Genomic DNA, 18835 nt, shown 5'->3' on the forward strand with positions numbered 1-18835 from the left:
GTGCGGGCATCGCTGGTGTTCCTCCCAGGTTTCGATGTCTCCATCAAACCCGGTGCGGGACAGAGCCCTCACTGGTACCAGCCGTGGCCGCAGGGACCCCATCTCGAAATGCAAGGGTGGGCCTCGTCCTGCTGGTGGTGGTTGTGGGTGGGCTGTTTATGTTCTGCGTAGGTGGAACAAGCCTGGCCACTCTTGGTCTGATCATCGGCGACCCCACGCTCCCTCGCCCTGCTCCGGCCAGCCCTGCTACCGAACCGGCACCCTCACCGAGCGCCCGCACGCCGGAGCCCGCCTCCACCACCACTGTGCGTACCTCACCAACCGCTACGGCTACCACGCCCCCGGCAGCGGCAACTCGCGAAGCGAGGCCTGAACATCCCGCAGCTGCCTACGAAGTCTTTGAACGACGGGACGTCAGCGCCGGCTCCGGAGCTCGTCGTCTCGCCCTCCGGGTGGAACTACGCGTCTATCCCGTTACCGGCCAGCAGGTCACTCACTTGGCGTCGCAGATTGTCGAGAGCCATCGAGGTCAGGGATGGCAGGCGCTGTCGATCGTGGTCACCTATGACCGGCGTGAGGTAGTGCCGAGCTACGCGGTCTACGAATGGGCGCCAGAGGGGCGCTGGTCGGACGCCGCCAAGGGAGACGCCGCGTCCTGGCGAGGCTACCGGCTCAATCAAATTGTCGTCCGGGACAAGCTGACGCAGCCCAACACCTGCAAGGTCCCGACGGAGCAGGCATACGTGCTCAACACTGAGTTCAACCAGGCAACCGAGGACGACGTCGAAATCAGTGAGGAAGCGGTACTGACGGAGATCGCCAAACGGCACAACATCCCGACCACCCGCGCCGAGGAATTAGTTCTGACCGTCGAGGACTGGACGATGTGCTGAGCCACTGGGCGCGACACACAGCAGCGGATGGCGGAACCGCAACATACTTGTCATTATCGTACGATCTTGAGGGGCCCCGTCACGCGTCGTCAACAACGTGAAGCGAACGCGTTCCGGGCCTTCCGGCACATCCACGGCCTGCTGTCATACGGCCCACGATGCCGATGGAGGGAAGCGCGCTGTCCCTCGTTGACGTCCGCGTGGACTTCTCTGCCCTACGGCCCGACGTGCTCAACGCCGCCGTGCCAGCAGACCTGCGGATCACGGTCCCCGAACTCGCGAGCGTCTTCACCGCAGCATGGATGCTGACAACCACGGTCCTGCCGCTCGCCGTAACTGAAGACCCAACCACAGTCGCGCCTACTGGAGCACCCCGGCTAGAGCTGTACGTGGTGAACGAACGCCCAGACACCACCGGCGGCGACCGGATCCTGCGGACGGATCAACTGCTCGACCTCTCCGCCTTCGGCACAACCACGAAGACACACTTGTATGACCTTGCCATCGGAGTCACAACCCCGCTCGACCTCAGACCGGCAGAGATCGAGACGACCGTAAAGTCGGCCATGGTTCGAATGGCTGAAGACTACGGATTTACCGACGCGGACCGTGCCTTTGAGCTTCCCCCGGTTTCCCGGACGGCTTCCGCTTGATGGTCAGCCCACGGCGCTTCCCCAACGCCGCCAAGGTCTTCCGGCTGCGCCGAGACACCTTCGACGTCAGCGGCCAACGCACCAGCAACAGGTCCCTAACGGCGTCATTCCTCTCTGTCGGCGACTGGGGCGTGTCTCGAAGTCGGGTGCGGCGTGTCGGTGGTCGATAGGTGGCGAGGTCTCCGGTAGAGGGTTCATCGACGAAAAGGATCTGAAGGCCGGAGACCTTTGGCCACGATAGCGGTGACGAGGCGGGTTCGACCTGATCGACGCGCAGTGGGCGGTGCCGGCGCCGCTGCCGCCGACGCCGCTGGGTTGATCACGTGGGATGTCAGTGTCGACTCCACCATCGCTCGGGCCCACCAGCACGCCGCCGTCGCACGTCGGTGCCTGCAGCAGGTCGAGCCGCCCGGCGGGGTCGCCGCAAAGCCAGCCGACCACGCGTTGGGGCGTTCGCGCGGCGGGTGGACCACCAAGCTGCATCTGGCCTGCGATCAGGGCGGCAAGCCGCTGTCGTTGCTGCTAAGCCGGCCTGAGAGCGCCGCAGCCGGTGGACGGCACGTAGCCCTGCGAGGACGGGTGCTGCACGTCGTGCCCTGGATTCGCGTGCAACGGCCGAAGCGGTTGTGTCCTCACCCGCTCGATCCCGGCGTTTGAAGACCGGGCATGCTGGATGTGTGGCGGACATCGAACAGGACCTGCTGCGTCCGGACCTCTGGGAGTTGCTCCTGCCGGCTGTCAGGGCGGCCCGCCAAGCTGGTCGGGAGTACGAGGGGCGTGGCAAGTACGTCCCACGGCAGTCGGTGACGAAGTACAGCGAGAACGACGTCGGCTGGCCTCAGACCACCCGAGACACGCTGGGAAGCGGCACCAAGGACGGACCCATCGACTGGCCGGAGATGTTCGGCCTCGACCAAGGGCTCCTTACGCGCATCCTGGTGTCCGAGGTTTCTGAGCTAGCCCGGGCCGTTGGCGAGATCGGTCGCAGGGCGATAAAAGATGACGAGCTGATGCGCGGTGTCAGCAAGCTCGCACCACTGATGGAGCTCGGGGAACGACGGGGGCAGGTCGAGTTCGAGACTGTCCGGAGGCTCATCGGCACGATCCTCAACCGTGCCGATGCCGTCGGCGCCGAGACGGACGACGCGCTCCGGTCCATCTACCAGCAGATCGAGCGAGCCCGGTTCGCCAAGGAGTTGAGCGGCGATGTCATCGTGCCCCTGGTGGCGGTGTCCTTCGACACCACCGAACCCATCCACGTCGAGGGGAACACCTGGATCGAGCGCCTGACCCAGAACGACCATCGCGCCCGAGCGATGCCGTGGCTCCGCCAGGACAACGTCTCACCGTATGTGGCGGCGGCAGCTACCCACGCCGTCGTGCTGCGCGATGTGCGATTTCCCAACCGGGTGCACACCATTAGGACGGGACGGGACCTTCCGCCCGAGGTCTCCGTTGACACCGCGCAGACGGTGGCCGAGGCGGTCCACATTGTCACCGAGAAGACCACCGGCTACGCGCAGGTCCTCGTCCGACCCGACGGTTGGGCTGAATCGTGGGTCCACGACCTGCCGCCGTTGTGGTCTGCCTGGTCAGGCCGCGCCTACCCTGAAGAGCTGAACGACCGCAGGTGGGACAAGAAGATGAGTCCTGTCGCTGCGAGCGAAGCCGAGGAGATCGCGCGGATCACGAGAGCCCTGAAGACTGCGCCCAAGAACGTTCAGATCGCGGCCCGCCGCTGCCGACGAACCACGTTCCGCGACGACGCCGAGGACATGGTGCTTGACGTCGCGATCGGGATCGAGGCGCTCGTCGGCAAGGAACCCGACGCGCTGACTCACCGCATGGCGCAGCGCGCCGCGATCGCGCTGGCGGACGACATCCCTCCGGAGAACACCTACAGCCTGCTGAAGCAGTTCTATAGCATCCGGTCCAAGATCGCCCACGGAGAAACCCCGAAGCGCTGGACGGTCAGGCTCAACGAACAAGAGTGGAGCGCGACCTGGACCGGGCTGTTCCTTCTACGCATGTTGCTGCGCAGCCGGCTACTGGCCGACAAGCCGTGGGACGCCACGTCGCTTGACGAACGGATGTTGGAGAAGTTCCAGCGGCCCGTGGGATACCCCGCCCTCGAATCAACGGAGGAGTGAAGCGGGGCGCTGCCTCGTACCGCCTCCACTACGTTGCCAGGGCCTGTCCGCGACGACCGGGCAACCACACCCACTCGCCGTTACGGATGAAACGTCCGGCACCAGGCCAGCAGCGGATCCTCAATGTCTGGCCACGATCATTGTTTGTCTGTGGCGTCGTACATTGGCGGCAGGGCCGTCAGGCCCGAGCAGCATAGGTTGGATTGGACACCAAGGTGGCCATGTGAGTGCGGACGCTTCTCCGGGCATCGGAGGCCAGGATGTTGATCACCTCCTTCGCGCTCTCATCGGCGGTCCCGGGGGTGTAGTTCTCGCGTAACCTGTGAGCCAGCACCTGTCGCACCCGGTAGTCGTCATCGCTCGCCAGCTGCATCGCCATCCCGGCGGGTAGGACCGCCGAATCCCTAGCCCAACGTACTGCGGCAACTGCCCTTAGCGCTGGACTGGGGTGCGATGCGAGCAGGCCAAGGTAGGGTTCAGGTCGATCGCCCGGAAGCAATGTGAGCGCTCGGCCAATACGCCATTGACCCGACTCATCGGCGGTGCGAAGCAGCGCGTACCCAGTTTGCTCTATCGTCGCGCAATGGTGCTCGTCGGCGGCAATGTGCGCGGCGCATTCTAGAGCGAGGTCCGACAGTGTCGGTGGACCCATGTTGATTCTGACCATGTCGAACGGGCCACCTGCGCGATCGATATCGTCAATCGGGCCACCGTTATGGTCGCCGCGAGCCATTTCCAGCAGGGGTGGCAGGAGGGCCGCTTGGGTCTCGCTGTCAGTGTCGGAGATGATGTTGTTCAGTCCTCTCAGGCTGTCTCGGCGGCTAGGGGTGGCCTCCCTTCGATCCAACGCTCGGTCCAGCATGGTGGAGGCAACCATGTTGCGGGTCTTCGAGTCGAGCACTGACGCGAGGATGGCGATCCTGTTCGCGTCGGCGTAATAAATGACCTGTCCCGGCTCATGTGCACGGGGAATCATGGCCTGTTTGACGCGGTTCCTCGCCAATTCCAACCCAGGTGCAGGGTCGAGGCCGGCAAGGATGAGTGCGAGACATGCATACTCATTGGTGGGAGCTGCACGTGCAAGCATCTCGCCGACAGCGGCCTTGTGCGCCTTGAGGGCGTCTATAGCTCCAGCCAGTATGGTTCCTGCCATGTGCTGGTCTGCGAGCAGCGCCCGGATCAGTAGCGGCACCGCGTCGGGGCGTTTCGCAGAGACCGATATCAGGATCTTCGCGACCGCATCGTCGGTTTCCCTGTAACGATCCTCCGGCCGGTCAATCAGCGGCTCAACGAGCCGCAGCAGCTCGTCGACCTGGTTGTCGGTCAAGCAGCCGCAAAGTGCGGCGAGAGCATCGAGCGCTGACAACCGGGCCGACGGGACTAGCGTCCGCCAGCCCTGACCGACAGCGAGTTCCGCGAGGGCTGCGTCTGCCCAGGCCCTGCCGTTGTCGTCGGCGATCAGGTCGGCGGCAGTGGCGACCGCCGAGTATGCGGCGGCACGGCATACCTGTACGGGCCCGAGCATGCCCGTGTCGAGGTGAGCTGGCACGTCCGGAAGGCGCCGTGCAGCTGTGGCTGCCTCCTTCTGTGCCCCGGCACGGACGAAACACTCGATGGCGGCGCTGATTTCGTCATGTCGCTGGAGTAACTTGCCCAGCGCCCTGACCGCATCAAGCTCCTCGGTCAGCTGGGCACGGACGACGGTTTGCCACCGCCACTGCCGGCCTCGCTGAAGTGCCTCGCCAGGCTTGTCTTCGGCCAGCATCGCGCGCAGCGCATGCTCGGCGCTGTGGGGTGACCCAGGAAGCTGACTGGGCTTGGCGTTGGGTCGCAGGGCCTGAGCCAAGGGGTGTTCGTCATCGCGGCCAACGTTGGTGTACCAGAACCGCACCGTCCGGAGAGCGTAGAGCCAGTCGGCAGCTTCGTCGAACATCTTCGCTATGCAGGCGCGCTCGACGGCCAGCAGATACTGCGTTTGGGCGCCTGCGCCATCACCGGACAGCGCAAGGTGGCGGCCGTAGCGAGCGTGCGCCCACGCCACGATCGGCCTCGGGTACCGACGGTGGATCTCGGGAAGCAGTGGAGCCCATTCGCCGGTGGCATCCGCTATACACATCTGGATGCGTGCGCCGCATCGCTTGGTAGGGCCGTCGCCGCGACCGGCCGCGTCACGTGCAATTGCCTCCAGCAGGTCGCGCCGGTCAAGAACGATGGTCGGCCTGGCGTCGGCGATGGCATGCTCACAGAGGAACGCGGCTGCCCGCTCGCGGTACAGGTCATCTCCCTCGAGCGCGTCGAACGCCTTAACAAGATCATCTAGCGAGGAGCCCTTGGCGACCCAAACCGCGGCTTCCGCCGCGTGGCTGACACGGCTGGCCAACCCGCTGATATCGTCGGCCGCTCCCGGTCGACGTCCGTCGTTGAGGGCAAACCCCGCCTCCCACGGCTGGACTACATCGAGATGATTCCAGGCAAGCCCAACTCTGCTGATGGCGGCTTCGTCTGCTTGGCCAGCGCGCTGACGTGCGCTGGCCTCACGACGCCGCATGACCGCCGCGTGGGGCCAGAACCTGGCCTCCTCAAGGCGGTTGGCGAGGTCGGCAAACAGATCGGCCGCCGATGGATCTTCGGCGGCGAGGAGTTGCTCGGCCCGGTCTAGCGACCCTTCGAGCTCCAAGGCGGCGATGGGATTACGGACAACCGCGTCTGCGTCGACCATCTCCGGGCCAAACGGCTGGCTGTCGTCAGCGATCTTCCGTAAGCCGAGCCCACGGCGTCGGAGCTGGCGGCGAAGACTGTTGGCATCGACCACACCAGCCACTACGCCCCAACCCTGCGCTAGCGCCGCGAGGTGCGTGAACAGGTCGACCGGGTTGACCGCGAACGATTCCGCAGCGGGAGCGAGCCGGTCGAGTGCCGCCAAGTAGTCGGCCCCGTCATCGCCATCCGAAACAGGCCAGACGTGTAGCGCCGACAGAAACGCGTGGGAGGATACTTCTACGCCCCCAAGATCAGGTGCGCCGTCGGCGATGGCAGTCTCGACTGCTCTGCGTACGTGGGTCAGACGGTCCCGTACCGGTCGTCCCACCACACGGGGCGCGAAGACTTGCGCGAACGTCTCCTCCGCAGTGTGACCGCGCGCGAAGCGGGCCAACTCCGCGAGTTGCTCTAGCGGCTCCTGGTCGCCTCTGGCGGCGACGCCAAGATCGAGGTCACCGCGAGCGATGTCGTCGGCCCGGTCTCGCAGCACGTGGAGCGCCTGGGTGACCACCGAGACGAACTGTGGATCTTTGGCAGTTACCGTGAGCGTGAGCTTGACCTGATATTCAGTGCTCAGAGGAGTCGGACTAGGTTCGGCTGCCAACACGATGTCGTCGAGCAGATGCCCCTGAACGCGCTGCTGAAGCCCGACGCCGGTAATCGGTACTGTGAGGCCCGGAGGATGCGCACCCGACAGCAGGTAGCTGTATGCGATTGCAGCCACGCGATACTCAAACAGTGTGCCGGCGCCCCCGCTAGCCGCTGGTGATACGGGAGCTTTTTTGGTCATTGGTTGGTCCACCACCGCGACGACCCTGCGGTGTGCTGAGGCCGTCAAGGTCTAGCTTGAGCTGAGTCGAATATGGCTACGGCGCCCATCCCGGCGCCGTACCCATGGGAGTCTAGCGGAGAGTGAAGGCCACCTCTACGACCAGCGTGCGGCGATGCCGCAGGGACAGCGAAGACTCCGCGAACAGCCGCACGTTCTCCTCGTACACGAAGTGCTCGGGAGGAGGAGACAACGCGGCGCGGGCGAGTTCACTCCCCAGCGCTGAGGGACATCCGGATCCGCTGGGGAGATCTCGTTGGCGAGGTGGAAGCCGCTTTCCAACATCCCGCCGGTACGGGCTTTGCCCTGAACGACGATCTGAACCGGCGGCTATCGCTTCATTCGACACGGCGGGGACTGGCTCTCGCACGCGGCCGTCGGAGTAATTGCTGGACTTCCTATCGCCTGACCACCTCAAGCCGCATGAATGCTGCCGTCTCAGCGGCAGCGCCTGCTCAAACCAGCCTCCATGAATGGCGAGCGCGCGAACCGGACGGGGGGCCACGGCACGGCAGCCGGACCCGTTACGTCAGCTTCCATGCGGTCCACGAGATGACCCACGGCCGCTCAGGCGGCACGGCCGGCAGCGGCGAATCCCCGAGCAGGACAGTCGCGACTGCATCGACCGCTGCCGGCATATCCGCCTCCTCGTCACGTAAGGGATCACACACGACCAGCACGAGGTCCCCGTGGACGAGGGTCTGGACCGGGTGGCCCGTCCGTTGCCTGAGCAGCGACCGAATCTCTTTACGAAGAACGGGGATCTGGTCACCGGGCACTGCCCTGACCTCGGCGTATCCGTGCTCGCGCACCACGTCGCAGACCACCTGGGCGACGACCGGCACTCGGCTGTCAACCGCCGGTGCCGGGAACAGGCGGTCCATCAGCGTCAGACACCGTCGGCACGTTGGCGCGTACGCCGGCTCCCGGTACCTGCTCAGCCTCCCGCCATCACCGCCGACCATCAGCGCCCAGAGCCGGCCGCACATCGTCGTGTGCTTCCAGACCGGCTCCCGCAACGCCTGGACGTCATACCGCTGCTGGACAGCTTCTTGCTCGCTGTCCAGCAGCTTGAAGTAGTGGTCGGGTAAGGCGCCGCGGCCCGGCTCCGGCGGCTCGTTTCGCTGCACGAGGTGCACCGCCTCACCGCCGCTGACCGCCGTGAGAAGAAGAAGAGAGTCCCCGGCGGTGATGACGTTCGGTCCGTGCAGGCCGTCACGCATGCCAGCAGTATGCCTGCACCACCCGCTGCATCGGCCACCAGAAACCTCCATGCCCCGGTGCGTCCGGTAGCAGCAGGAGCGGCCGATGGCCCCGTCGTAGGAGGGCGTCTGGGAGATCTCGTATCCGCCGTACCCGGTGAGCAGCGTCGGCCCGGGGTGCGCTGGGGTCGCCGACGACGAAGTACGGCACGCGGGTGCCGTCGGCTGAGGCGGCGAAGAACTGCCGGACGGTCATGCCCTCGGTGTCGAAGCAGCTCGGCTCCCGCTTGAGCGTCTCGATCGCACCGCCGATCTGCCCATGGCTCAGCGATGCGGCCTGAAGGAACCCCTCCGACACGAGCAGGTACGCGTCGCCGTTGTCCGGGTCGGTCGCCACGATCGTGCTGTGGTCGTACTCCGGCACCCCCGGCAGGGGCGCCCGCCGCCGGCGGTCGCCGTCCGGCGTGAGCACCTCCAGCCGAGTGTTGACGTCCGACAGCAGGATCAGGATGAGGTGGTTGCGGGTCCAGGCGTAGTCGTACAGCGCGGTGTGCGCGTCGGGTTGGAAGAGAATGGTCAGGTCACGCTCACCGGCGAGGTACGCGTCGAACCGTGTCACCAACAGCGCCCCGGCCGGGTAGGTCGCACCGTCGATGGTCAAGGGCGAACGCAGTCGGATCAGCAGCCACTCGCGGTGTACGTCCCATGCCGCGTCCTCCGGCACCGGGATCCGGATCAGCTCCCCGGCGCTCGTGCCCAGGTAGCTCTCACGACGAAAGAAGTCCAGGCTGCGGACGACGAAGTCGCGGGCGAAGCCGGCTGTCGGATCGTGCGTCGCGCGGACAGACAAGTCGTCCGCCCGGCCTTCGTACACCGTCTCCGCCTCCGACAGCGGCGTGCCCCGCCGCCATCGCATGACGATGCGGGGATAACCGGAGGTGGTCAGCGAGCCGGCGCCGAAGTCGGTGCCGACATAGATGTGGTCGGCGTCGATCCAGCAGACGCTGCTCTTCGCCTCGGGCAGCGTGAACCCGTCCGCGACGAAACCCCGCCGATCCAGATCGAACTCGCGCACCACCACCGCGTCGGCGCCGCCGCGGGACAGGCTGATCACGCAGCGCTGGTAGCCGGCGCGCAGGACGGTGACGCCGCCCCAGACCCAGTTCTCGCCTTCCTCTGCGGCCAGCGCGTCGACGTCGAGCAGCACGTCCCACTCCGGCTCACGCCTGCGGTACTGGTCGAGGGTCGTCCGCCGCCACAGCCCACGGGGGGTGCGCCGCGTCGGTCCAGAAGTTGTAGTAGTGGCCGTCACCGCGCCAGCCCGGATACGGAATGCGGTCGCCAGCGTCTAACACCTGCCGAATCTCGGACGTGCGACCGGTGAACGTGTCACCGATGGCCACGGTGCCGAACGTCTCTCTGTTGCGGTCCCGTACCCACTCGGCGACGGTCTCCGCGTCGAGGCTCTCCAGCCACCGAAACTCATCGTCAGCGTTGTCGATCACCGTGTCCACCTGCACAACTATTTCCGACGGCGTCCACAAACGGTGGCCGGCAGCCTGGTAGCCGACACCACATCCCGCGCCGGCACCGCCTGCTGAGCAACAGTCAGCCGGCCTTCCGCGCCACGCCGATCGGTTCGGACAGTGTCGACGAACCAGAGGGACTGGCCGGCCGGCGACGTCAACGGCAGTTGTCTGCCGTCCAGCCCCGGCCAGGTCGGGGCGGGGCGGGGCGGGGTCCCCGCCTCGCTGATCAACACCGGACGGTCGGCGGCGGCGAGCGCGCCGGCCGCTGCCGGCACGACATCGTTCGGATCGCTCACCGCGCTGAGGGCACGCCCGGCGCGGGTCATCGGCATCGGGGGAGCCACGCTGGGCGGGCCGCCGCTACCGCGGGATTCTTGAACACCACGCCCCAAGTGCACTGGATAGGTGCGTCCTGCGTGGGTCTGCCGCCCTACCGCTGGGGACCCGGCACCGGCGCCGGCCCCGGCCTTCGACAGTGCCGCTCAGCGGGCCTTCTTCGTCGCCCGCTTGCGGGGCGGCGTCAGCAGGTCGGCGATCGCCGCGATCGCGGACGGCACCAGGCGGTAGTACGCCCAGACGCCGCGCTTCTCGCGCTCGAGCAGGCCGGCCTCGGTGAGGATCCGAAGGTGATGACTCACGGTCGGCTGGGAGAGACCAAGCGGCGCGGTGAGGTCACTCACGGACGCCTCGCCCTCCGGAGCGGACTGGATCAGACTGAGCAGTCGCAGCCGGGCCGGGTCGGCGAATGCCTTGAGCACTCCCGCGAGCCGCTCGGCATCGGCACGCTTAATCGGCTCGCCAGCAAGCGGCGAGATAGCAGGCATAGCAGTTTTCGCAGTTCCCACGTCTTCCATCGTTCCACCAACACCATCGATAGACCGGTGGAACCAGGACCAGTACCCCGATGGCCAGCAGTCCGGGCGGTGTTGGTACACCCGCAGGTCGCGTCCACGCCGGTGTTCAATTGCGGGCGTGAGCTCGTACAGGCAGGCCTGCCACAGAACGGTTCCCCGCCGCCGGGGACGATGTGCCCGTCACCTGGCCCGCCGCGCAGCAGCACGTCCACCCATTCGACGGTACGTGTTCTCCGGGCAGGGGGCGTGCGCTACGAGCACCCTAGGTGCCCAGGCCGGCAAGGGCTACGGACGCACGCCGGGGTCCGCTCGTTAGCTGCGTACGCGTGCAGCCGGTCCCCGCGCCGCTGCTTGACGCGAGGACCGGTGGTCGGTGGCCTGCGGCTGGGGCTGCTCCACCTGCGTGTGGCCGTGGCCAGCAGCCGGGCGGCGGCCGCGCCGACCAGCTCAGCTTCGCCGTCGAGACCTTGGCGCGCCACGGCCGGTTCCCAGGCTGTGGACAACTCGCGTGCCTGTGGATAACGCCCTGATCATGATCGGACGTGGTAGCGACTCGGTGTGAGGAGTCCTTGGAGTTCCGAACCGGCCGCCTCTGACTGGATGCCGGTGTTGGCGGGCGTCAAAACCGGCTGTCAAGCGGTGGTACGTCCCCGATGGCCAGGTCGAGGCGCGGGCGCCGGTAACGGACGAGGTGGCGCCATCGGTGGTGCTCGTATGCGGTGTCGACGTCGATCTCGGCGACGATGGCAGGAACGACCGGGGTGTAGGGCAGGGGCTGGGGCCGGTCGAGCTGTCCGGTCCAGGACGCGGGCAGCGGTTGTGGCCAGGGGTGGGCAGGCCCGCTTGGCGCTGTTGGGTAAGGGGTGAGCAGGTTGGCCAGCTCGCCGCGCTGGGCGGGTCGCAGGCTGTGGGTGCGGCCGGTGTATCGGAGTCGTCCGTGCTCGTCGAGGCGGCCGAGCAGGAGGATCTCGGGATTGCCGAGGTTGGGGTTGACGCCGCCGATGATGGCTTCGGTGGTGTGGTAGGCGCGGTATTTCTGCCAGGTACGCCGGCCGGGCTCGTAGCGTCCCCCGAGCTGTTTGATCATGAGTCCTTCGATGCCGGCGGCGGTCCAGGTGTGCAGCCATTCGGTGGCTTGGCCGACGTCGGTGGTCTGCGGTGACAGGGTGAGCTGTGCGGGTGCGTCGGTGAGCAGCGAGGCAAGCAGGGCGCGTCGCTCGGCGAGGGGCTTGTCCAGCAGGGGAAGGCCGGGTGGGGCGTTGAGGAGGTCGAAGACCACGTAGTGGGCGGGGTGGCGCCTGGCCAGGGCCTCGCGCTGAGCGCCGGCGGTGACCCGCCGCTGCAGTAGGGAGAAGTCGGTCCGGTCGCCCTCCCAGACCACGAGCTCGCCGTCGAGCACAACGCCGGGCGCCACCGCCCGGGCGACGGCGGCGATGACATCGGGGAAGTAGGTGCCGAGGTCACGGCCGGCTCTGGACTGCAGGTACACCCCATCGTCGTGGCGGAACGCGATGGCGCGCCAGCCGTCCCACTTCGGCTCGTAGGCCAGCGCTTGCCCTGCCGGGACGGCCGCCACGGATTTCGCGAGCATCGGGTCCACCGGTGGCCGCAGGATGCCACGGGTGGTGGAAGTGCTGCCGCGCCGGCGGCCAGCGCTCACCGCGGAGCACGCCTTAGGCGAACCCGAATAGTCCTCACCTCCTTCTCAAGGGTTGAGCCGGGCAGAGGAGGGGCGCAGGAATATGTCGAATGCTCAATGGCTGTATGGCATCCCTTTACAGGCATGCCTTTCGATCGACATGATCCTCAGAGACGGTTGCCGTCCACCCCTGACGAGGAGGCCCCCTCATGTGGAGCACCCGATCCTTGCCCCGTTTCCCGCGCGCCAGGCGGCAGGCCGCCGTGGTCGTCGTCGCGGCGCTCGCGGGGGCCTGCCTGGCCGGCGTGAACGCGCAGCCCGCCTCGGCCACGCCTCCCGGCATCCCGTCGAAGGCGACGGCCCAGTCGCAGCTCAACGCCCTGACCGTGGCGGCGCAGGGCTCCACGAGTGGCTATTCGCGGGACCTGTTCCCGCACTGGATCACCATCAGCGGCAGCTGCGACACCCGCGAGACGGTCCTCAAGCGTGACGGCACCTCCGTCGTGGTCAACAGCTCCTGCGCTGCCACGTCCGGGCGTTGGTACAGCCCGTACGACGGGGCGACCTGGTACGCCGCCTCGGACGTTGACATCGACCACGTCGTGCCCCTGGCCGAGGCGTGGCGCTCCGGTGCCAGCTCCTGGACGACCAGCAAGCGGCAGAGCTTCGCCAACGACCTCACCCGTCCGCAGCTGATCGCCGTCACGGACAACGTCAACCAGTCCAAGGGTGACCAGGACCCGTCCACGTGGCAGCCGCCGCTGTCGTCGTATCGGTGCACCTACAGCAAGATGTGGATCACCGTGAAGTACAGCTGGGGCCTGGCCATGCAGTCCTCGGAGAAGTCTGCGCTGCAGAGCATGCTCAACACCTGCACCTCCTGATCCCCGCATACCGCCCGGCCGGCGGCTGCGACCCCGTGCGGCGGGGATCGCCGGCCGGGCGGCGTGCCGTCAGCGAGGCGGGGGTGATGCGGCGTCGCCGGCCTGCTGGCGCCAGGTGCCGCCGGCGTCGGTCGTGAGGAGACGTTCGACCATGGCGCGGGCCTCGGTATCGGTGTCGAACTCCCACCGCAGTACCTGACCGGTCTCGCTGTCCCCGGCGCGGGCGACGACCTTCCACCGGACTTCGCGGGTCAGCCACACGTCGCGGCGGGTCAGGCGTCCCAAGATTCCGTTCCACCACCGTCCGGCCACGTCTTCCACCACGGCATCGTGCAGGTGTTCGATTAGCCGGTGTCGGCGGCTGACCCGACAGCTCCCATCAGGTGAGGCGGTGGTCGAGGGCGGTGTGGCGGCGGCCGGCGCCGACGGTGCGCACGGCGGCGGCGAGGGCGCGGCGGGAGCCGACGAGGACGACGAGCTGTTTGGCGCGGGTGATGGCGGTGTAGAGCAGGTTGCGTTGCAGCATCATCCACGCGCTCGTGGTCAGAGGGATGACGACGGCGGGGTATTCGGAGCCTTGGGAGCGGTGGATGGTCATGGCGTAGGCGTGGGCGAGTTCGTCGAGTTCGTCGAAGTCGTAGTCGATGCTCTCGTCCTCGTCGGTGCGCACCGTGAGGGTCTGTTCCTCGGGGGAGAGGGCGGTGACGATGCCGAGGGTGCCGTTGAAGACGCCGGCTTGGCCCTTGTCGTAGTTGTTGCGGATCTGGGTGACCTTGTCGCCGATGCGGAACACCCGCCCGCCCATGCGCCGCTCCGGCTGGTCCTCCCGGTGCGGGGTGAGTCGCTGCTGGAGCAGGGTGTTGAGGGCGCCGGCGCCGGCGGGGCCGCGGTGCATGGGGGTGAGGACCTGAACGTCCCGGCGCGGGTCGAGCCCGAACTTCGCGGGGATGCGGGTGCAGGCGACGTCGACGGTCAGAGCGGCGGTGGCGTCGGTGTCATCACAGGCGAACAGGAAGAAGTCCGACAGGCCTTCCAGCAGGGGTGGCCGGCCGGCGTTGATGCGGTGGGCGTTGGTGACGACACCGGACTGGGCGGCCTGGCGGAAGATCTGCGTCAACCGCACCCGCGGGATCGCGGGGGCGGCGAGCAGGTCGCGCAGGACCTCTCCGGCGCCGACGGAGGGGAGTTGGTCGACGTCGCCGACCAGCAGCAGGTGCGCGCCGGGCGGAATAGCTTTGACGAGTTTGTTGGCCAGGATCAGGTCGAGCATGGAGGCCTCGTCAACCACGAGCAGGTCCACGTCGAGAGGGTTGTCCCGGTCGTAGGAGGCGTCCCCGCCGGGGCGTAGTTGCAGCAGCCGGTGCACGGTGGCCGCGGGATAACCGGTGAGCTCGGACAGGCGTTTGGCGGCGCGGCCGGTCGGGGCGACGAGAGTGACCTTGGCCTTCTTGGCGGCGGCGAGTTCGACGATCGAGCGGACGGTGAAGCTCTTGCCGCAGCCCGGCCCGCCCGTCAGCACCGCCACCTTCGACGTCAGCGCCAGGCGGACGGCCTGCTCCTGCTCCGGGGCCAGGTCGGCGCCGGTGCGCGCCTTCAACCAGGCCAGGGCCTTGCCCCAGTCGACGCCGGCGAAGTGGGGTAGCCGGTCGGCCCGGTCGTTGAGCAGGCGCAGCAGGGACCCGGCGAGGGACTGCTCGCCGCGGTGGAACGGCACCAGGTACACCGCCTGCACCGGCTCGCCGTCGCCGCTGGGCAGCGTCTCGCGGACGACGCCCTCGTCGGTGGCGAGGTCGTCGAGGCAGCGGGTGACGAGGTCGCCGGGCACGTCGAGGATCTTCGTGGCGTCGGCGACGAGCTGCGTGGCAGGCAGGTAGCAGTGGCCGCTGTCGGTGGCCTCGGACAGGGTGTACTGCAGGCCGGCCATGACCCGCTGCGGGCTGTCGTGGGGGATCCCGACGGCCTGGGCGATGGTGTCGGCGGTCTTGAACCCGATACCCCACACGTCCGCGGCCAGCCGGTACGGCTCCTTCGTGACCACGCCGATGGAGGCGTCGCCGTACTGCTTGAAGATCCGCACCGCCAGCGATGTCGACACCCCGACACCTTGCAGGAAGACCATCACCTCCTTGATAGCCTTCTGCTCCTCCCACGCCGCCGTGATCTTCGCCGTGCGCTTCGGCCCCAGCCCCGGCACCTCCACCAGCCGGGCGGGCTCCTCCTCGATCACCCGCAGGGTGTCCAGGCCGAAATGCGCCACGATCCGCTCGGCGAACACCGGCCCGATGCCTTTGACCAGGCCGGAGCCGAGGTAGCGCTGGATGCCCTGGATCGTGGCCGGCAGGACTGTGGTGTAGGAGTCGACCTCGAACTGCCGCCCGTACTTCGGATGCGACGACCACCACCCCGACAACCGCAGGCTCTCCCCAGGCTGCGCCCCCAACAACGACCCCACCACGGTCAACAGGTCCGCGCTGCGGTCGGTAGCCACCCGGGCGACGGTGTAGCCCGTCTCCTCGTTGACGTAGGTCAACCGCTCGAGCACCGCGTCCAGCGTGGCAAGCGGCACACGGGCGGCGGCGGTCACGGCAACCATCGTGCCGGCTGCCCGATCCGCCCCGCCACCCGCCCCGGCCGGCGGCACCGCCTGCGGCGGTCAGTCCGCTCGCCATACGCGGCGGGCGAGGTACCGCAACAGGTCCAGGATGTGGCGCTTATCCTTCGCAGGCACGGAATCGTTCGCCAGCTCGCCCTGCTGTCGGCCTCGACCTCACCCGCGCCGCGACCGGGCGCCTGGCTTCCGGAAGGTCCCCGGCAAGCGACCCTGCGGCAGTGTGGCTCACGGTAGACGCGACCACTTGGTGATCTACTCTCACATCAGCGATGCCTGCGATCACCGCTGGCACTGGCCTTGACCGCGCGCGACCAGGCCGCGGCGGTCGCCGGACGTTTGGTAATGCCATCCACGCGACTTCACGGCCGGACTACCTCGCAAGCGCATGGGCGCCGGCCTGCTCGGACAGCGGCGGCCGTCAGGAGGTGACCGGCGTCGTCGTACCTGTGGGGCTTGCCGGTGGCGACGCCGGGTCGGTGGACGCGGAGCCGCTGGGCGTCGGGCTGCTCGGCCCCGGCGTGCCGCCCGACGGGGTCGGACCAGGTGTGGACGGGGCCGGGGTGGGGCTGCCGGACGGGCTGGGAGTGGCGGTGGGTGGCGGCAACGAGGGGGCGCCGGTCGATCCGGGCGTCGGATGCACCGTCGGCTTCGGGGCGCCGGTCGCCGAGCGCGGAGTCGCCGGGTCGGCGGTCGGCTGGCGCAGCGACTCGGTCTGGGCCACCGCAACGGTCGGTGGGGCGACGTCGGTGGGAGACGGACCGGAGACGACGTCCGCACTGGGCGTCGCCGGGAGATCCGGCGTGGGGGTGGCCGGTGCCGGCCGGAGGTCCGGCGCGCCGGCGGCCCGCGCCGGCACGGCGCCGCCGGAGTCGGCCTCGGCGTCTCCGATCAGCGCGAAGCTGAGACCCGCTCCGCCGACCAGCAGGGCGGCGAGGGCTCCGGTCGCGACGGGCAGCGCAGCCGAACGGGGTGGGCGGGGACGCCGGTGGGCGGGCAACGAGCGCTCTTGACCTGCTGGGACGACTGAGCTGGCGCGACGACGCCGAGCCCCGACCCTGCCGCCCGGCATGTGCACCGCCAATGGCCGCACGGCGGAGGTGACCGGGATCACCACCAATCAGGCATGCGGCGGCCGAAGCAGCCACCAGACCGACATGTCGGACGAGCGCGCCGACGCGGCGGAGATCAACGCCCTGTTGCCCGGCTCGCCGAGCCGGAAATGCTGACCGGCATGGAGAAGCGCGGGCAGTCGGCGGCGTGGACCTGGCCACCCACCCGCCGGCGTGGCTGACCGGCCCGGCCGGGGACCGGCGCATCGCGCTGGACGCCGGGCAGCCGGGTCGGCCTGGTCGGCCTGGTCGGGCAGGCCTGCTACCCGCTCACCGTCAAGAAGGTGCTCACCGCCGAGGGGAAGCGTCGCCCGCCCGGGTAGGTGAGCAACTTGCTCTTGAGGTGAGCGGTGAGTAGCCGCAGGCCGGGGCTGCCGCAGTCGACGTGGACTTGAACGCGCTGCGGCCCAGGTGGGTGAGGCTGCCGCCGTCGACGTCGGGGACGGCGGGGAGGCCGGCCTGCGGCAGGGCGGTGATCCGCGCTTCCTCGGTGAGGGGATGCCGGGCGACGACGGCGACGCTGATGCCACGGCTGTCGGGGTGCGCGGACACGACCGCCTGCCACGCCTCGCAGAGGGCCGCGCGGAGGTCCTCGGCCGCTGCCGGGGAGCCGATCTCCTGGACGGCGACGACGTCGGCTCCGGTGCCGGATATGAGCCCGGCGATGTAGGTGAGCTTCGCGGCGTAGGTCTCAGCCGCTGCGGCGTCGGTGTCGTCGGGCCGGAACAGGTTCTCCACGTTCCAGGTCATGACGATCAGGTCGATGGCCACCGCCGCTCCCTGCATCAGGTGTGCTACCAGCCTCAGGGTCGAACTATAGGACGCCGCGAAAGCCGCGACTTGCCGCTACGTCGCCATGGCGACACCCGCATGCAGGCCGCCCACCGTCAGACCTGTCGCCTCCTGCGGTTGAGCTCAGCTTGCCTCGATGGCCACCCCATCCCGCGCCCACATCAGGCTGCCGTCCGTCCATGTAACAGCAGGTTCATCGTCGGCGTGCAGTTGGCCAAGGGCGTTCACGCGCAGGAGGCTGGCCCACGCGATCTGACCGCGGACCCGAAACGGGCTCGCCATCTCCCTTGACCCGCAACGCAACAGCGACCTCGCGAGGTACGCCCGCGCAGCGGTCGACCTGCGCCTGCGCATGACCGAATACTCCCGCGGCCCGTTCGCCCAGCAGTACCTGACGGCGTTCCTCGCAGCTCACCTCGACGGGCCCGCCGCGCCGGCCAGCGTCCTGGAGGCGTTCAGTCGCGTCGCGCATCAGCCGTGGCAGGACGGCACGCCCTACGTCCTCGCACCGGCGATGACGGCGGTCATCGCCGCAGCCGCGCAGGCCCTCGACGTGATCGGCGGCGGGCGTGGCTGCGAGGTGTGCTTGTCGTTGCCTACCGGACGGCAAAGAGCCTGGCTTGAATTCGGTCGTCACCGGACTCGATAGGCTCCGCAGACGCCAACGGGTCAAGGCTCAATGCCGTTAAGTTTGTGCGTTTGGGCAGGCCAGCAGGGGTGTCGGTGGTCCCGGATGGCGGGTGATCCGGTCGGTGGGGCGTTTCACGCGGTAGGAGTTGTGTCGGGCGCGTTTGATCACGCGGGGGCAGGTTCGGTGCCGGCGTTCGGGGTTGGGCTGTTGCCGGATCTCGGCGAGGGTGTCGGTGAGGGCGTCTGCAAGATGCTCAGGGGGAAATGGCCGCCTGGTCGGTGACCTGGCGGCGTACGACG

The 18835-nt window shown here is 68.3% G+C and carries 17 protein-coding genes and 1 pseudogene; 8 read left to right on the forward strand and 10 right to left on the reverse strand.

The genetic code is table 11. From position 1 onward, the window contains the following. Positions 1-452: 452 nt before the first annotated feature. The 4 genes and pseudogenes from ACFOYX_RS26860 (at position 453) to ACFOYX_RS26875 (ending at position 3696) form a co-directional block, all read left to right on the forward strand. Entirely contained in the window at positions 453-893 is a 441-nt protein-coding gene (locus ACFOYX_RS26860; RefSeq protein ID WP_322443930.1) for a hypothetical protein, read from the forward strand. 164 nt (positions 894-1057) lie between these two features. After that, entirely contained in the window at positions 1058-1546 is a 489-nt protein-coding gene (locus ACFOYX_RS26865) for a hypothetical protein (RefSeq protein WP_322443931.1), read from the forward strand. Positions 1547-1846: 300 nt separating this feature from the next. Beyond that, positions 1847-2074, forward strand: a pseudogene (locus ACFOYX_RS26870) (IS5/IS1182 family transposase); the annotation flags it as partial. A gap of 149 nt (positions 2075-2223) precedes the next feature. Then, the gene (locus ACFOYX_RS26875; protein ID WP_322443933.1) at positions 2224-3696 is read left to right on the forward strand and encodes a HEPN domain-containing protein; all 1473 of its coding nucleotides are present in this window, start codon (positions 2224-2226) and stop codon (positions 3694-3696) included. A gap of 178 nt (positions 3697-3874) precedes the next feature. On the opposite strand, the gene ACFOYX_RS26880 is transcribed toward ACFOYX_RS26875, so the two are convergent. The 7 genes from ACFOYX_RS26880 to ACFOYX_RS26910 all read right to left on the reverse strand — a co-directional run bounded on the left by ACFOYX_RS26880 (position 3875) and on the right by ACFOYX_RS26910 (position 12461). Next, positions 3875-7180 carry a hypothetical protein gene (locus ACFOYX_RS26880; protein ID WP_322443934.1) on the reverse strand — a complete coding sequence of 1102 codons (3306 nt, stop codon included), beginning with the start codon at positions 7178-7180 and terminating at the stop codon, positions 3875-3877. 629 nt (positions 7181-7809) lie between these two features. Continuing rightward, complete coding sequence (locus tag ACFOYX_RS26885) at positions 7810-8508, reverse strand: hypothetical protein (RefSeq protein WP_322443936.1); 699 nt, start codon at positions 8506-8508, stop codon at positions 7810-7812. Further along, positions 8501-9694, reverse strand: a complete 1194-nt coding sequence (locus ACFOYX_RS26890) for a hypothetical protein (protein WP_322443937.1) — start codon at positions 9692-9694, stop codon at positions 8501-8503. The genes ACFOYX_RS26885 and ACFOYX_RS26890 overlap by 8 nt, the downstream gene beginning before the upstream one ends. Before the next feature lie 13 nt (positions 9695-9707). Next, positions 9708-10001, reverse strand: coding sequence for a hypothetical protein (locus tag ACFOYX_RS26895; RefSeq protein ID WP_322443938.1), 294 nt, complete (start codon positions 9999-10001; stop codon positions 9708-9710). An 8-nt stretch (positions 10002-10009) separates the two neighbouring features. Next, positions 10010-10312 carry a hypothetical protein gene (locus ACFOYX_RS26900; protein ID WP_322443939.1) on the reverse strand — a complete coding sequence of 101 codons (303 nt, stop codon included), beginning with the start codon at positions 10310-10312 and terminating at the stop codon, positions 10010-10012. Positions 10313-10498: 186 nt separating this feature from the next. Next, positions 10499-10870, reverse strand: coding sequence for a metalloregulator ArsR/SmtB family transcription factor (locus tag ACFOYX_RS26905; RefSeq protein ID WP_319464104.1), 372 nt, complete (start codon positions 10868-10870; stop codon positions 10499-10501). 619 nt (positions 10871-11489) lie between these two features. Next, a complete protein-coding gene (locus ACFOYX_RS26910; RefSeq protein WP_322443940.1) occupies positions 11490-12461 on the reverse strand; it encodes an ATP-dependent DNA ligase in 972 nt (323 codons plus the stop codon). Positions 12462-12718: 257 nt separating this feature from the next. Between ACFOYX_RS26910 and ACFOYX_RS26915 the strand changes: the two genes are divergently transcribed. Then, positions 12719-13393, forward strand: coding sequence for an HNH endonuclease family protein (locus tag ACFOYX_RS26915; RefSeq protein WP_322443941.1), 675 nt, complete (start codon positions 12719-12721; stop codon positions 13391-13393). 69 nt (positions 13394-13462) lie between these two features. Here ACFOYX_RS26915 and ACFOYX_RS26920 read toward each other — a convergent pair whose 3' ends face one another. After that, on the reverse strand, positions 13463-13714 hold the full coding sequence (locus tag ACFOYX_RS26920) for a hypothetical protein (protein ID WP_322443942.1): 252 nt from the start codon (positions 13712-13714) through the stop codon (positions 13463-13465). Between the two features lie 58 nt (positions 13715-13772). Continuing rightward, positions 13773-15986: an ATP-dependent RecD-like DNA helicase gene (locus ACFOYX_RS26925; protein WP_322443943.1), complete on the reverse strand. Its 2214-nt coding sequence runs from the start codon at positions 15984-15986 to the stop codon at positions 13773-13775. A 443-nt stretch (positions 15987-16429) separates the two neighbouring features. Between ACFOYX_RS26925 and ACFOYX_RS26930 the strand changes: the two genes are divergently transcribed. Both ACFOYX_RS26930 and ACFOYX_RS26935 read left to right on the forward strand, forming a co-directional pair. Continuing rightward, positions 16430-17014, forward strand: a complete 585-nt coding sequence (locus ACFOYX_RS26930) for a hypothetical protein (protein WP_322443945.1) — start codon at positions 16430-16432, stop codon at positions 17012-17014. Positions 17015-17071: 57 nt separating this feature from the next. Beyond that, positions 17072-17230, forward strand: coding sequence for a hypothetical protein (locus ACFOYX_RS26935; protein ID WP_322475176.1), 159 nt, complete (start codon positions 17072-17074; stop codon positions 17228-17230). Between the two features lie 171 nt (positions 17231-17401). Here the strand turns inward: ACFOYX_RS26935 and ACFOYX_RS26940 are convergent, their stop codons facing one another. Continuing rightward, positions 17402-17884, reverse strand: a complete 483-nt coding sequence (locus ACFOYX_RS26940; RefSeq protein ID WP_322443947.1) for an endonuclease/exonuclease/phosphatase family protein — start codon at positions 17882-17884, stop codon at positions 17402-17404. Between the two features lie 373 nt (positions 17885-18257). Here ACFOYX_RS26940 and ACFOYX_RS26945 point away from each other — a divergent pair, with 373 nt between their 5' ends. Further along, the gene (locus ACFOYX_RS26945; protein ID WP_322443948.1) at positions 18258-18554 is read left to right on the forward strand and encodes a hypothetical protein; all 297 of its coding nucleotides are present in this window, start codon (positions 18258-18260) and stop codon (positions 18552-18554) included. Positions 18555-18835 lie beyond the last annotated feature (281 nt).

The organism is Micromonospora sp. GCM10011541 (assembly GCF_042650725.1).
Taxonomy (GTDB): Bacteria; Actinomycetota; Actinomycetes; order Mycobacteriales; family Micromonosporaceae; genus Micromonospora; species Micromonospora sicca.